We start from the raw sequence: 16,063 nt of genomic DNA on the forward strand, positions 1-16,063 counted from the left end.
AGAAGAAAGGGGACTCCGTGAACATCGGGGCCGTAGATCATGTCGAGTTCTATGTCGGGGACGCCCAGCAGTCGGCGTTCTACCTGTGCACCGCGTTCGGCTTCCGCCTGTGCGGTCAGGCGGGTCCCGAGACGGGCCTGCCCGACCGGCGGTCGCTGCTGCTGCGCCAGGGCGGCATCTCCCTCGTCCTCACCTCCGCGCTGACGCCCGAGCACCCCGCGGCCGCCTATGTGGCGCTGCACGGTGACGGCGTGGCGAACATCGCCTTCGAGGTGACGGACGCCGCGAAGGCGTTCGAGACGGCGGTCGAGCGCGGTGCCACCGCGGTCGAGGAGCCCGCGACGCACAGCCGGGGCGGCACCGAGGTCGTCACCGCCTCCGTGCTGGGCTTCGGGGACGTCGCGCACCGGTTCGTCCAGCGGACCGGCGACCGGGACGACTTCCTGCCCGGGGTGATGGACATCTTCGCCCCGGACCCGGACGAGGCCGAGCAGGTCGTGCACACCGTGGACCACGCGGCGATCTGCCTGCCGGCGGGGCAGCTGCGGGAGACGGTCGCCTTCTACGAGAAGGTCTTCGGCTTCTCGCAGATCTTCGAGGAGTTCATCGAGGTCGGCACGCAGGCCATGGACTCCAAGGTGGTCCAGAGCCCGTCCGGGCAGGTCACCTTCACCCTGATCGAGCCGGTGACCGACCGCGAGCCCGGCCAGATCGACGGCTTCCTGGCCCGCCACGGCGGTGCCGGCGTGCAGCACCTGGCCCTGCTCTCCGACGACATCGTCGCCGCCGTCGAGACCCTGGAGGGCCGGGGGGTGCGGTTCCTGGAGACACCGGAGACGTACTACTCCGAGCTGGAGAAGCGTCTCGGCACCCCGGAGCTGAAGATCGCGGACCTGCGGCGCACCAACGTCCTGGTCGACCAGGACCACTGGGGCCAGGTGTTCCAGATCTTCACGCAGTCCCCGCACGTCCGGCGGACCTTCTTCTGGGAGGTCATCGACCGGCACGGGGCCCGCACCTTCGGCAGCGGCAACATCAAGGCCCTCTACGAGGCCGTCGCCCGCGAGAAGGCCACCGCCTGACCCGGCCCTCTCCGCCTCCCTCCCCAGACCCCTCAGAACAGCGCCGCACCCGCACTCGCACCCGTACCCGAAGGAACACCGTGACTGTCCAGGAATCCGAGCTGTTCACCCTGACCGAGGAGGAGCGGGCGCTCCTCCCCAGCGACGAGGACGTCGCCTTCTACGCCGAGCACGGCTGGTACCTGTCGAAGAAGCTCTTCACCGACGAGGAGATCGACCTCCTCGAGGCGGCCAGTGAGGACTTCTACGCCGGCCACCGCGACCGCACCCTGCCCACCCGCCCGCCGAAGCTCGCGTACTGGGAGCCCGGGCACGGCCCGGTGCAGCGGCACAACGACTACATCCACTACGAGGACGACACGATCGGCCGCATCCTGCGCAAGCCGCTGCTCGGCGCGGTGGCCGCGCGGCTGGCCGAGGCCGAGGAGATACGGGTCTTCCAGTCCACCCTCATCTTCAAGCCGCCGGTCGCCCAGGAGCGGTCGAACATCGTGCCCTGGCACTTCGACCGGCACTACTGGTCGACGTCCACCTCGGAGCGGATGCTGACCGCGTTCATCCCCTTCCACGACTGTGGCGAGGAGATGGGCACGATCACGATGGTCGACGGCAGCCACCGCTGGAAGGAGACCGCCCAGAACGACGCGACGTCGCTGCACTTCGCCGAGCGCGACCGCAGCGAGCTCGACGTCATGCTGGAGGAGAACGCGGCGCACAACGGCACCGAGGTCGTGAAGATCCCGGTCCACATCCCCAAGGGCCACGTCAACTTCCACCACTGCCGCACCTACCACGGCAGCGGGGCCAACGTGAGCGACCGCCCGCGCCGGGCCATCTCCTTCCACCTCCAGGACGGCGACAACCGGTACCGGGACTTCCGCCGCTCGGACGGCACCCAGGTCGCGTACAACCACGACGTGCTGGTGCGCCGGACCGCCGAGGGGACCCCGGACTACAGCGACCCCGAGTACTGCCCTGTGTTGTGGAGCAGCCGCTGATGTTCAGTGCGGCGGTGGTCGGAACCGGCCTGATCGGTACGTCGATCGCGCTGGCCCTGCGGGACCGGGGCGTCGTCCCCCATCTGCTCGACAGGGATCCCGAAGCGGCGCGCACCGCGGCCGATCTCGGCGCGGGCGTGGTCGGGTTCCCCCGTGAGCCGGTCGACCTGGCCGTGCTCGCGGTTCCGCCCCAGCATGTCGCCCAGGTGCTCAAGGAGTACCAACTGCTCGGTCTGGCCGAGGACTTCACGGACGTGGCGAGCGTCAAGGAACGGCCGCAGCGGGAGGCGGCCGAACTGGGCTGCGACCTGTCGCGGTTCGTGGGCGGGCACCCCATGGGGGGCCGCGAGCAGTCGGGGCCGCTGGCGGCGCGGCGGGAGCTGTTCCACGGGCGGCCGTGGGTGCTGACGCCCTCGCCCGCCTCCCGTGAGGCGGCCGTCGGCCGGGTCACGGAGCTCGCCGAGCTCTGTGGCGCCCATCCGGTCGTGATGGCGCAGGGCGATCACGACCGGGCCGTGGCCCTCACCTCGCACGCCCCGCACGTGGTGGCGACGCTGCTCGCGGCCCGTCTGCTGTCGGGGGACGAGTCCCAGCTCCGGCTGTCCGGGCAGGGGCTGCGGGACACCACGCGGATCGCCGGCGGCGATCCGGGGCTGTGGACCGACATCCTCGGCTCCAACGGCGCGGCCGTGGCGGACGTCCTCGCGGAGTTCGCCGCGGAGCTGGAGTCGGTGGTCGAGGCCCTGCGGGACCTGGGGACCGGGGCACCGGAGGAGCCCTGCGCCAGCACGGCGCGGCTCACCGCGGCGCTGGTCCGGGGCACGCAGGGCCGGGCCCGGATCCCGGTCGCGGGCTCCGGCGCGCTGCGCCTGAGCGGGACGGCCGCCCGGGGCTGACCGGGCCGGCCGGTGCGGGCGGCCCGGGGTCGCACCGTATGGACACGCCCTGTTCGCCGGCAGGGCTTTTAAATGCACGGACGGTCGTTTAGTTTTGGTCCGGCGCATCGACCGATGGAGGAAACCGTCATGACAACCGCTTCACCGCACTCACCCAGCGAGGGCGCGACGGCCCCGGACGCGGAGGGCGGCGGGCAGACGCCCGCGAGCTCCGCGGCGGCGTCGGCCACCGCGCGGCTGGCGCTGTTCGTGGCATCCGGGGCGACCTTCCTCGCCGTGCTCGACACCACGGTCGTGAACATCGCGTTCTCCGACCTGCGGGCCGACTTCTCGACCGCCTCCCTGACCCAGCTGACCTGGGTCGTCACCTCGTACACCGTCGTGTTCGCCGCGCTCCTCGCCGTCGCCGGGCGCGTCGCCGACGTCGTGGGGCGCCGGCGGCTCTTCCTCTGGTCGACCGTCCTGTTCACCATCGCCTCGGTGCTGAGCGGATTAGCGCCCAACGTGGAGGTGCTGGTCGCCGCCCGCGCCCTCCAGGGCGTGGCGGCGGCCGGCATGATCCCCTCCGCCCTCGGGCTGGTGCTCCAGCACACGCCCGCCGCCCACAGGTCGGCCGCGGTCGGCGTGTGGGGAGCGGTCGGCAGCATGGCCGCGGCCGTGGGGCCCAGCCTCGGCGGGCTCCTGGTGGACGCATGGGGCTGGCGCAGCGTGTTCCTCATCAACCTGCCGATCGGCCTCGCCGTCGCCCTGGTCGCGGCCCGGGGGCTCTCCGGTGACCGGCCGAGCGGGCGCCGGATGCCCGACCCGGTGGGAACCGCCGCGCTGGCCCTCGGAGTCGGCGGCCTCGTCTTCGGCGTGACCCAGGGGACCGAGTGGGGCTGGGACAGCGGCCGGGTGCTCGCCCTCCTGATCGGCGGCGCGGTGCTCACCGCGGCCGCGCTGCTGCGCTCCCGCCGGCACGACGCGCCCGCCATCGAGTGGGACCTGTGGCGCAGCCGCACCTTCGCCGCGAGCAACGTCGCCTCGCTGCTGTTCGGGGCGGCGATGTACGCGTACCTCCTGAGCACGCTCCTCTTCCTCAACGCGGTGTGGGGCTACTCCGAGCTGAAGGCCGGCCTGGCGGTCACGCCCGGCGCCTTCAGCGCCGCGATCGGCGCGATGGTCGTCGGCAAGCGGGTCGGACCGCGCGGGCAGTGGGCCGGGGTGTTCATCGGCTCCGCGCTGTTCGCGGTCTCCTGCGCCGCGATGTACCTGCTGCTCGACAGCGAGCCCCGGTACCTCGCGCTCTGGCTGCCCATCGGCATCGTGGCCGGCGTGGGCATCGGCGCGGCCCTCACCGGAATCTCCAACGCGGCCACCATGGCCCTCGAACCGCAGCGCTTCGCCTCCGGCACCGGTCTGCTGATGACCATGCGCCAGGTCGGCGGCGCGCTCGGCATCGCGGTCCTGGCGGCGATCCTCGGACGTCACGACGTCCTCGACGACCAGGGCTACCTCCAGGTGTTCCTGGCGTGCGCCCTCGGCTCGGTCGCGGCCGCCGCGGCGGCCCCGGCGATCCGGGCCCGCGCCGGGAAGTCCTGAACTCCCCTGCCGCCGCACCCTGCCGGGAGACGCCCCGGCAGGGCACCCGAACCGACGACCCGATCGACACGAAGAGTGGCAGGACATGGCACCGATCGACCGTTCCGACCGCTCCGCCGCACGCGCGGAGCACTCCCTGCTCGCCGAGCTCCAGCCGGTGGTGGAGGAGAACCTCCACCGCCACCTGGACGTGACCAAGGAGTGGTTCCCGCACGAGTACATCCCCTGGGGCGAGGGCCGGGACTTCGAGGGGCCGCTCGGCGGCGCGGCGTGGACGCCCGACGAGGCGACCCTGCCGGACGTGGCCCGCACCTCGCTCGTGGTGAACCTGCTGACCGAGGACAACCTCCCCGGCTACCACTTCGCGGTCGCGCAGTTCGGCAGGGACGGGGCCTGGGGCAACTGGGTCAACCGCTGGACGGCCGAGGAGGCCAGGCACGGGACCGCGCTGCGCGACTACCTCCTGGTCACCCGGGCCGTCGACCCCCGGGCCCTGGAGCGCGCCCGGATGGTGCACATGTCGACCGGGTACGAACGCCCGGACGGATTCAGCGCGTTGCACGCCATCGCGTACGCGGCCTTCCAGGAACTCGCCACCCGCATCTCGCACCGCAACACCGGTCACGCGAGCGCCGACCCGGTGTGCGACGCGCTCCTCGCCCGCATCGCGGCGGACGAGAACCTCCACATGGTCTTCTACCGGAACCTGGTCGAGGCCGCGTTCGAGCTGTCGCCCGACGTCACCATGGAGGCCGTACGGGACGTGGTGACCGGGTTCGAGATGCCCGGCTCGACCATCAAGGACTTCGGGCGCAAGTCCGCGGAGATCGCCATCGCGGGCATCTACGACCTCCGGCTGCACCACGACAGCGTGGTCATGCCGGTCCTGCGCAAGCTGCGCGTCTTCGAGCGGGAGGGCTTCGGTCCGGCCGGCGAGCGGGCGCGGATCGAACTCGCTGAGTTCGTCGCGCGGTTGGACACCCAGGCGACGTCCTTCACCGACCGCCGTGAGGGCATCCGGGCGTCCCGGGCCAAGAGGGCGGCCGCGCTCGCGGGCATGCCCGCCTGAGCACGGCGTCCGTCACGTACTCGTTCACTTCACCGGAATCAGCGGGGGCTGTCGCATGGCTCGGTCATTGGTCGACGTACTGTCCTCCCACGCGGCGGACCGGCCGGACAGGACCGCCTTCCGGTTCCTGGCCACGGGCGCGTGCGACGGGGACATCGAGGAGCTGACGTACGCGGAGCTGGGCCGGCGCGCCCGCGCCATCGCCGCCCACCTCCAGGAGCGGGGGCTCGCCGGGGCCCGCGCCCTGCTGCTCCACCCGCCGGGCGTGGAGTTCGTCTCCGGGTACATGGGCTGCCTGGCGGCGGGGGTCGTCGCGGTGCCGAGCGTTCCGCCGCAGGGCCGGACGCAGAACCTCCGGACGCTGTCACGGATGCGGAGGATGATCGCCGACGCCGACGTCAGGGTGATCCTGGCGACCCGCCCGGTCCTCTCCGCGCTGGACGCCGCGTCCGATCGCTTCCCCGAACTGTCCTCCCTGGTGTGCGTCGCCACGGAGGAGATCCCCGACGCGGCGGGCGACTCCTGGCGTGAGCCCGACATCGCACCGGATGCGGTGGCCTTCCTCCAGTACACGTCCGGATCCACCTCCGCGCCGCGCGGGGTGATGGTGACGCACGCCAATCTGATGCACAACCAGGTGGCCCTGACCGAGCGGATGGGACACACCCCGGAGGTGCTGGAGGAGTGGGGCGGGGAGCTCTACGTGAGCTGGCTTCCGCTCTACCACGACCTGGGTCTCATCGCCCCCGTCCTCAACAACCTGTACGTGGGCGGGACTTCGACCCTCTTCTCCCCGCCGCACTTCCTCCAGAGGCCCGAGCGCTGGCTGGAGGCGATCTCGCACTACCGCCCGCACACCAGCGGCGGCCCCAACTTCGCGTACGAGCTCTGCCTGCGCCGCGCCACGCCCGAACTGCTGGACCGCCTCGACCTGAGCCGGTGGCGGGTGGCGCTCAACGGAGCCGAGCCGGTGCGGGCCGGCACGATGCGCCGGTTCGCCGACGCGTTCGCGGCGGCCGGGTTCCGGAGGGAGTCCCACTTCCCCTGCTACGGGCTCGCCGAGGCGACACTGATGGTGACGGGAAGCTCGGTGGACCGGGCGCCGACGCTGGTCGACCGAGCCGAGGTGCCGTCGATGTCCGGTACGGCGGAGGACGCGGAGCTCGTGAGCTCCGGCCGCCCGGGGATCGGCATCTCGGTGGTGATCGCGGACCCCGAGCGGCAGGCCGAGTGCCCGGAGGGCGAGGTCGGCGAGATCTGGGTCGCCGGGGAGAGCGTCACCCACGGCTACTGGCGCAACGTGCGGGCCACGCGTGAGGTGTTCCGGGCGTCCCTGGCGGACGGCAGGGACGGATTCCTGCGGACCGGCGACCTGGGGTTCATGCGGGACGGCGAGGTGTTCGTCACCGGCCGGCTCAAGGACCTGCTGGTCATCGGCGGACGCAACCACTACCCGCAGGATCTCGAACTGACCGCCGAATCGGCCCATCCCGGGGTCCGGCCGGGCTGCATCGCGGCGTTCTCCGTCGACGACGACACCGCGGGCGAACAGCCGGTCCTCGTCGCCGAGGTGACCCCGGAGACCGCGCACGACGCCGAGGCGATCCGGGCCGCGATCCGCGGAGCCGTCGGCGAGGCCCACGGCCTGACGCTGCGGGACGTCGTGCTGATCGCCCGGGGCACCATCGCCAAGACCTCCAGCGGAAAGATCCAGCGCAAGGCATCCCGGGCCGCCTACCTGGACGGAACCCTCTCCGTCGTCGACCGGCCCGTCCCCGCCACCAGCCACGCCGCGCGGTAGGCAGCCCGCCGACGGGCTCAAGGAGATGGGTTCCGACATGTCTACGAAGAAGTCCGGCGAGCCCTCCGCCGCCGCGCTGCGGGGGTGGCTGGTGGAGGCCGTCGCCGGCGGTACCGGACTGGACCCGGACCAGATCGGGGTGGACCGGCCGGTCACCGAATTCGGCCTGGGATCGGTGCAGTTGGTCGCCCTGGCCGCGCACCTCTCCGACCGGCTCGGCCGGCCGCTGGATCCGACCCTCGCCTACGACCATCCCACCATCGCGGCGATGGCGGAGGCGCTGTCCTCCGGTACCCCTGCCGTCCGGCCCTCCCGGAGCACGGCGGGCACGAACGCGGTCGCGGATGAGGTCGTGGACGACGTCGCGATCATCTCCATGGCCTGCCGCTTCCCCGGCGGCGCGGACGATCCGGAGAAGCTGTGGCGGCTGCTCGCGCGGGGCGAGGAGGCCGTCTCCGAGGCCCCCGAGGGGCGGTGGGACACCGAGGCGCTCCTCGACCCCGATCCGGAGGCCGTCGGCAAGGCGTACACCCTGCGCGGCGGGTACCTCACGGACATCGACCGCTTCGACGCCTCCTTCTTCGGGATCTCCGCCCGCGAGGCCGCCGCGATGGACCCGCAGCAACGCCTGCTCCTGGAGACCTGCTGGGAGGCGTTCGAACGGGCCGGGACGGTGCCGGAGGAGCTGAACGGGAGCGCCACCGGCGTCTACGTCGGCCTGTACGAGAGCGGCTATCCGGACTCGACCCGCCTGGAGCTGCTGGACGGGCACGTCGGCACGGGTTCGGCGGCGAGCGTGGCCTCCGGGCGGCTCGCCTACGCGCTGGGCCTGGAGGGGCCGGCGGTGACGGTCGACACCGCCTGTTCCTCCTCGCTCGTCGCCCTGCACCTGGCCGTGCGGGCGCTGAGGGACGGCGAGTGCGACCTCGCCCTGGCCGGGGGCGCGACGGTGATGGTCAGCCCGCGCGGCCACGTCGAGTTCAGCAGGCTCCGCGGGCTGTCGCCGTCCGGGCGGTGCCGCCCGTTCGCCGACGACGCGGACGGCGTGGTGTGGGCCGAGGGCTGCGGCCTGGTGGTGCTGAAGCGGCTCCGTGACGCGCGGCGGGACGGCGACCGGGTCCTCGCGGTCGTCAAGGGCTCGGCCGTCAACCAGGACGGCCGCAGCCAGGGGCTGACCGCCCCGCACGGCCCGGCACAGGAGCGGGTCGTGCGCGCCGCGCTGGCCGCCGCCCGTCTGCGGCCGGACGACCTGGACTACGTGGAGGCGCACGGCACCGGCACGACCCTCGGGGACCCCATCGAAGGCCGCGCGCTGGCCCGCGTCTTCGGGCCGGACCGCCCGGCGGACCGGCCCCTCGCCGTCGGCTCGCTCAAGTCGAACCTCGGCCACACGCAGGCCGCGGCGGGCATCGGCGGCGTCATCAAGACCGTCCTGTCCCTGCGGCACGAGCTGCTTCCGGCCTCCCTGCACGCGCAGACCCCCACCGGGCACGTCGACTGGGCCGGCGGCGGCCTTGAGGTGTGCGGCCGGCCGAGGCCGTGGCCGCGAGGGGCCCGGGTGCGCCGCGCGGGCGTGAGCGCCTTCGGGATCAGCGGCACCAACGCGCACGTGATCCTGGAGGAGGCCGCCTCGGAGCAGGCTCATCAGGCGGAAGAGGCGGACCGTACGCCGGCCGCGACGCTGTTCCCGCTCTCGGCCCGGAGCCTGCCCGCGCTGCGCGCACAGGCCGGCCGGCTGCTGGACGCCCTGACGGACGACCCGGCGCAGGCGCTGCCCGCTGTCGCCCGGACGCTGGCACGGCACCGTACCCACTTCGAGCACCGCGCCGCCGTGGTGGCGCGGCACCGCGAGGACCTGACGGCCGGGCTGCGCGCCCTGGCCTCCGGACAGCCCGCGGCGGGGCTCGTCGTCGGGCCGCGCCAGGTGATCCCCGCCGGGAAGCTGGCCTTCGTCCTCCCCGGTCAGGGGTCGCAGTGGGCCGGGATGGGCCGCGAACTGCTCGACCGGTCCCCGCTGTTCGCGGACGAGATCGACCGCTGCGACGCGGCGCTGCGCCCGCACACCGGATGGTCGGTGGGGGCGGTGCTGCGCGGGGACGCCGGTGCGCCCTCCCTGGACCGCGTCGACGTCGTGCAGCCCGCGCTGTTCGCCGTCATGGTGGCCCTCGCGGCGGTGTGGCGCGCCCACGGCGTGACACCGGACGCGGTCGTGGGCCACAGCCAGGGCGAGGTCGCCGCGGCCTGCGTCGCCGGTGCGCTCGGCCTGAACGACGCGGCCGCCGTGGTGGCCCTGCGCAGCCGGGCCCTGAAGACGGTCACCGGCACCGGCGGGATGGCCGTGGCCGCGCTGCCGCTGGAAGAGGTCGAGGCGAGGCTCTCGGCGCTGGGCGCCGAGCCGGACAGCGAAACAAGCCCCAAGCCAGGGTCTGGGCTGTCCGTCGCCGCCGTCAACAGCGGCATGTCGACGGTGGTCTCCGGTGACACGGAGGCGCTGGAGTCCTTCCTGGCCGGGCTGGAGCGGGACCAGGTGTTCGCCCGGCGGATCCCGGTCGACTACGCCTCCCACAGCGCGCGGGTGGAACCCGTACGCGAGACGATCCTGGCCGAGCTGGACGGCATCGTGACGCATCCGTCGTCCGCCGCGTGGTACTCGACGGTGACCGGTGAGCCGGTCCACGAGGAGCCGCTGGAGGCCGACTACTGGTACCGCAACCTGCGCGAACGCGTGCGCTTCGCCGACACGGTGCGGCGGATGCTGCATGACGGCGTCCGGTACTTCGTGGAGCTGAGCCCGCATCCGTCGCTCGTCCCGTCGATCGAGTCCCTCGCCGCCGAGGCCGGGCTCGACGTCGCGGCCGTCGGCTCGCTGCGCCGGGACGAGGGCGGACCCGAGGCCGTACCGGAGCGGCTCGGGGAGCTGTACGCGGCGGGCCACAGCCCCCGCTGGCCGGCGCTGTTCCCGGCGGGAAGCCCGGCCGACCTGCCCACGTACGCCTTCGCGCGGGATCGCCACTGGCTGTCCCTCGCTCCCCCGCGCCCGGCCCGGCAGAGCACGGCGCCGCTCGTCGACACGCACGTCGAATCCAGCGACGAGCCGGACCGGCACGTCTTCCAGACCGACATCGACCTCGGCGACAGCCGGTTCGCCTACCTGCTCGACCACCGCGTCTCCGGGGAGGTCTGGCTGCCCGCCGCCGCGTTCCTGGAGCTGGCCCTCGAAGCGGCGTCCGCGTCCGCGCTCGGGCCCGCCGGGGAGCTCCAGCTCACCGGGGTCCGCTTCGAACAGCCGCTGCCGCTCGACCCCGACACCCCGGTCCGGCTGCAACTGGTGCTGCGGACGGATGCCGAGGACGGGACGGGGCGCTTCACCATCGCGTCGAGGGCGGGGCTGGACGACCGACGGACACCATGGGTGCGGCATGTGAGCGGAACCCTCGCCGCCGTCGAACCCGAGAACACCGCGAGCGCGTCGCCGGACGCGCTGCGGGAGCGCTGCCCCGAACCGGTCGACGTGGCCGGTGTGTACGCCGCGCTTGCCTCGGCGGGCATCGACTACGGTCCGGCCTTCCGCGGGCTCACGGAAGGCCGGCGCGGGCGGTCCGAAGCCCTGGGCAGGCTCGCGCGGATGCCCGGCGCCGGGCATCTGGTGCACCCCGCCGTCCTGGACTCCGCCTTCCACACGGCCGCCCTTCCCGGCGACGCCCCCGCAGGGAAGGCGTTCGTGCCCGCGGGGATCGGCCGTCTGCGGTTCACCGGGCTCCGTACCGCCCCCGTCTGGGTCGCCTGCACCCTGCGGGACCTGGACGGGGACACCGCCACCGTCGACCTGCGTCTCCTGGACGAGGAGGAACGGCTGGTGGTCGAGATCGAGGCGCTCGAACTGGCCGCCACCTCCCCGCTGGACGCGGCGCTCTTCGAGGTGCGCTGGCAGCCCCGGCCTCCCGCCGGGGAACCACCGGCCCGGGGCCCCTGGCTGATCCTGGCCGACGACGCGGGCGTGGGGGCCGAGATCGGACGCCGACTCGGTCCGGTGCCGTACGTGCTCGCGCGGAAGGGAGACACGTACGCCGCCGAGGCACCCGGGCGCTATGTGATCGACCCCCAGGACCCCGGGCACCTGGAGCGCCTGCTCGACGAGGCGTTCACCACGGAGCCGCCCGAGCGGGTGGTCCAGCTCTACGGCCTGGACGCCCCGGCGATCGACTCGGCCGAGACCGCCGAGGAAGCCGCCCGGCTGTGCTGCGTGAGCAATCTGCATCTGGTGCGGGCGCTCGCCGCTCGCGCGCACGGTCCGGCCCCTCGCCTTTTCCTCGTCGCCCGGGGCAGCCAGCCCGCCGGGGACAGCACGGACGTGACCCGCCCCGAGCAGGCACTCGGGTGGGGCTTCGGCAACGCGGTGGCCCTGGAATACCCGGAGCTGCGCACCACCCTGGTCGACCTCCCGGCCGACGGGGGGACGGACGCGCTGTGGACCCAACTGCGGCACGCGGACGACGAACGGCTGGTCGCCCTGCGCGGCACGGGCCGGCTCGTGCCGCGGCTCGCGCCCACCCGCCCGGACCGCGCCGGCGACGCGGGGATCCGCCCCGGCGGCACGTACCTGATCACCGGCGGTCTCGGCGGTCTCGGCCGGGTTGTCGCCGACCGGCTGGTGCGGGGAGGGGCGCGCCGGCTTGCCCTGATGGGCCGGGGCGCGCCCTCCTCGGAGGCGGAGCGGTGGATCGCCGCCTTGCGGGAGCGCGGCGTCACCGTGCACCTCGCGCGGGCCGACGTCACCGACCGGGCCGGTCTGACGGCGGCGCTGGACCTGCTGCGCCGGGAAGCGTCCCCGATCGCCGGCGTCGTCCACGCCGCGGGCGTCCTCGACGACGCGACCGTCCCGAACCTGACGCCCGAGCGGATCCTCGGCGTCCTGGCGCCCAAGGTGCTCGGCACGGCACTGCTCACGGAGCTGGTGCCGGAGGCGGAGTCCCTGGTCCTGTTCTCGTCGGCCGCCGGTCTGCTGGGCTCGGCCGGGCAGAGCCCGTACTGCGCCGCGAACGCCTTCCTGGACGCCTGGGCCCACCACCTTTCCCGCGCGGGACGGCCCGCCCTCAGCCTCGACTGGGGCACCTGGGCGGAGGTCGGCATGGTCGCCGCGTCGGAGACGCGGATCACCGGCACGGCGCGGTCGGGCCTCCTCGGCCTCTCGGCGGAGGAGGGAGGCGAGCTGTTCGAGCGGGTGCTGTCCACGACACGCCGTCAGCTCGCGCCCCTCGCCTTGGACTGGACGGCTCTCGCCCTCGACGCGGACGCCCGGGCGCGTCCGCTCCTGCGCGATCTCCTCCCCGCCTCGCCGGGCGCCCCGGGCTCCGAGGAGCTCGTCGCCCGGGTGCTCGCCCTCTCCACGGCGCGGGAGCAGACCGAGCTGCTGGAGACGTACGTGCGGACGACGGTCGGCGAGGTGGCCGGCGGCCCCGTCACGGGCCTCGCCCCGGCCACGTCGCTGAAACAGCTCGGGTTCGACTCCGTGATGCTCGTCAGGCTGCGCAACGCCTTCGTCCGCGAGCTGGGCATCGAACTCGCGGCGTCCGCCGTGTTCTCGGCGACGGACCTGCGCGGCCTCGCGGGCGACCTGCGCGACGCGCTCGTCGCGCGGGCCGGCTCGGTGGAGCCCGCTGGGCACGAGGAGCGGCCGTCGCCGTCGGAGAGCGGCGCCGCCGTGCCCGCGTACGAGCTGCGGCCCGCGACCCGGGACGTGGTACGTCTGCTGCGCAGCGCGCAGCCGGGCGCGCCGAGCGCGGCGCACGCCATCGGGCTCGCGGTACGCGTCACCGTGCCCGTGACGCGGCAGCGGCTGACGGACATCCTCACCCGGCTCGCCGCACGGCACGCGGCGCTGCGTACGGCGATCCTCGCGGGCGCAGGGCAGGAGCGGCGGCTGCGCGTGGTGCGGGACCTCGACGTGCCGCTGCTGCGGTGGACCGACCTCGGGGACGGCGTGGAACCGGACGTCGACCGGCGGCTCCGCGAGCTGCTGGAGCCGCCGTTCGACCTCGCCGCCGCGCCCCTGTGGCGTTTCGAGCTGCTCGACCGCGGCGCCGGGGGCAGGACGCTGCTCATCGGCGCCCACCACGGCGTCAGCGACCTCCAGTCGCTGCTGCTGGTGGCCGCCGAGATCGACACCGAGCTGTCCGGGACTCCGCTCGACGGCACCGTCTCCAACCGTGGCATCGACCTCCTGATCCAGGCGCAGACCGCGCGCCCCGACGGCGTGCCGGACGGCGCGGCGGCCGCCTGGCGGGAGGAGTTCACCGGGAGTCGGCGCCTCGACCTGACGCTCAGTCACCCTCGTCCCGAGACGCGGTCGTTCCGGGCCGGCAGCGTGCCGCTGGAGCTTCCCGACGGGCTCATGGAGCGGGTGGCGTCGCGGGCGAGCCTGCTGGCCATCACTCCGGCGGCCTTCTGCCTGGGCGTCCTCACGGTCCTCCTCGCCCGGCTGCGGGAGCGCGACCGGTTCGTGCTCGCGGTCCCCGTGGACACCCGGATGCACGTCGGCGCGTTCGACGCGGTCGGCTTCTTCGGTGTGCCGGTGCCGTTCCCGGCCCGCGCGGTGCCGGGTGAGCGGATCGACGAGGTGCTGCGCCGTACCGACGAGCACTTCGACCGGGTGCTGGCCCAGGGAGCCATGTTCTCCGACACACTGGCCGCGCTCGCAGCCCAGGAGCTGTACCGGAAGAACGCGCCGCTGGTCGAGGTCTACTTCAACTACATGCGGCCCTCGAAGGACCAGCCCGTCGCGCTGGAATTCCTCCCGTCCGGGACCGGGTACTCCGACGTCGACCTGATGGTCACCCTGACACCCGGCATCGGCCGGCTGCGCCTCGACCACAACCTGGACATCATGGACGAGGCGGCTGCCGCCGGGATCGGGAAGGAGTTCCTGCGCCTCCTCGCCGAGGCGGCGGACGATCCCACCTCACCCGCCCGGATCCCGACCCAGGCGCCTCCGGTGCCGGTGCCGTCGGCGGCCCACGGCTCGCTCGCCCTCGCCGCCACCTTCGCGCTGGGGAACCTGCCCCTGATGTGCGGGGCCGCTCTGGGCGACGGGCCTTCGCGCGAGCCGGGGAGCCCCGGGGCGGCGGTGGTGGAGGCCCCGTACCACCACGTGCTGGCGAGTCTCCGGGATCCCTCCGGCGTCTTCTCCCAGCCCTCGACGGCCGTCGGTGCCGTCCTGCTGCGGGCCGCCGACCTGGAACGGTTCGGGCCGGTGACCGACGAGCTGCTCGACGGACTCCGCACGGAGTACCCGGCCGCTCTGCGGGCGCTGTCCGAGCGGACGCGGGTACCGCTGATCGTGGGTTTCCCGCCGTCCGCCCGCCGCGACGAGCGGCTGGAGCGGTGGGAACGGGACGTGGCGGCGCGGCTGTCGGAGCTGCCCGGCATCGCCGTGCTGCGGCCCGACGACTGGACCCGTCACCATGCCGTCGCGGAGCCCTTCGACGGCAGGACCGAGGAGCTCGCCCACCTGCCGTTCACCCCGGAGTTCCAGGCGGCCGTGGCCCTCACCCTGGCCGAGGTCGTACGAGCCGTGCGCCGCGTCCCGCCGAAGGTGATCGCCGTCGACGGCGACGAGACCCTGTGGAGCGGCGTCGCGGGCGAGGCCGGGCCGGACGGGGTGGACCTCGGCGGCGCCCGCGCGCTGCTCGCCCGGCGCCTCCTGCGATGGCGTGCCGCCGGAACCCTGCTGGTCCTGGTCAGCAACAACGACGAGGCCACGGTGCGGGCCGTCCTGGAGCGCCCGGACAGCGTCCTGCGGGCCGAGCACTTCAGCGTGATCTCCGCCGCGTGGGGCCGCAAGGCCGAACGCGTGGAGGAGGCGGCTCGCACGCTCGGCCTCGCGCCGGAGAGCTTCCTCTTCCTCGACGACAACCCGGTCGAGATCGCCTCCATGCGCGCCGCGCTGCCCGAGGTGCTGTCCGTGACCTGCCCCGCCGTCGGCGAACTGGAGTCCTTCCTGGCCCGGTTGTGGCCGCTGGTCCCCCTGCCGGCGACGGCCGAGGACGCCCTGCGTCCGGAGTTCTACCGGCAGGAGCGGGTACGGGACGCCGCCCGCGCACACGTCGGCTTCGAGGAGTTCCTCGAAACCCTGGGGCTCGACGTCGACATCCGGCCCGTGTCCGGGGACGACCTCGACCGCTGCGCCCAACTCGTCCGGCGCACCAACCAGTTCACCCTGCGGGCGCGGTCGGCCGACGGCGGCGACCTGGAGCGGTGGCAGGAGCGGGGTGAGGTGTGGACGGCCTCGGCCCGCGACCGGTTCGGCGACTACGGGCAGATCGGACTCCTCGCGGTGTGCCGGGACGGCGACCGGCTGGACGTCCTGGGCTGGGCGCTCAGCTGCCGCGCGCTCGGCCGCGGGGTGGAGGAGCGGCTGCTCCAGTGGCTGGCCGACCGCTGTGACGCGCTCGGCTGCGACGCGGTACGGATCACGGCGGAGCGTACGCCGCGCAACGCGCCGGCCCGGCGCCTCGTGGCCGCGCTCGGCGGAGGCGACCCGGACGACGAACGGCTGGGACTCGTGACGACCCCGGAGCACCTGCGGGCGTTCCGGTCCTGGCGGCCCTGATGGCGGAGGAGAGAGCAGACGGTGGGAG

General features: G+C 73.9%; 7 protein-coding genes. All 7 read left to right on the top strand.

Translation table 11 applies throughout. The annotated features are described in order from the left end of the window. The first annotated feature begins 17 nt into the window (after positions 1–17). The 7 genes from hppD to ACFXMG_RS12035 all read left to right on the top strand — a co-directional run bounded on the left by hppD (position 18) and on the right by ACFXMG_RS12035 (position 16,035). Positions 18–1,082 (top strand): 4-hydroxyphenylpyruvate dioxygenase, encoded by a 1,065-nt coding sequence (gene hppD / locus ACFXMG_RS12005; protein WP_383821983.1) that lies wholly within the window; start codon positions 18–20, stop codon positions 1,080–1,082. 80 nt (positions 1,083–1,162) lie between these two features. Next, positions 1,163–2,080: a phytanoyl-CoA dioxygenase family protein gene (locus tag ACFXMG_RS12010; protein WP_383821981.1), complete on the top strand. Its 918-nt coding sequence runs from the start codon at positions 1,163–1,165 to the stop codon at positions 2,078–2,080. Continuing rightward, positions 2,080–2,976, top strand: coding sequence for a prephenate dehydrogenase (locus ACFXMG_RS12015; RefSeq protein WP_383821978.1), 897 nt, complete (start codon positions 2,080–2,082; stop codon positions 2,974–2,976). Before ACFXMG_RS12010 ends, ACFXMG_RS12015 begins: the two co-directional genes overlap by 1 nt. Positions 2,977–3,105: 129 nt before the next feature. Then, positions 3,106–4,557: a DHA2 family efflux MFS transporter permease subunit gene (locus ACFXMG_RS12020; protein WP_383821976.1), complete on the top strand. Its 1,452-nt coding sequence runs from the start codon at positions 3,106–3,108 to the stop codon at positions 4,555–4,557. 85 nt (positions 4,558–4,642) lie between these two features. Further along, positions 4,643–5,626, top strand: coding sequence for an acyl-ACP desaturase (locus ACFXMG_RS12025; RefSeq protein WP_383821973.1), 984 nt, complete (start codon positions 4,643–4,645; stop codon positions 5,624–5,626). Positions 5,627–5,681: 55 nt separating this feature from the next. Further along, positions 5,682–7,427 carry a fatty acyl-AMP ligase gene (locus tag ACFXMG_RS12030; RefSeq protein ID WP_383821970.1) on the top strand — a complete coding sequence of 582 codons (1,746 nt, stop codon included), beginning with the start codon at positions 5,682–5,684 and terminating at the stop codon, positions 7,425–7,427. Positions 7,428–7,464: 37 nt separating this feature from the next. Then, entirely contained in the window at positions 7,465–16,035 is an 8,571-nt protein-coding gene (locus ACFXMG_RS12035; RefSeq protein WP_383821967.1) for an HAD-IIIC family phosphatase, read from the top strand. Positions 16,036–16,063 lie beyond the last annotated feature (28 nt).

The sequence above is a fragment of the Streptomyces sp. NPDC059201 genome (assembly GCF_042754585.1).
In the GTDB taxonomy this organism is placed as follows: Bacteria; Actinomycetota; Actinomycetes; order Streptomycetales; family Streptomycetaceae; genus Streptomyces.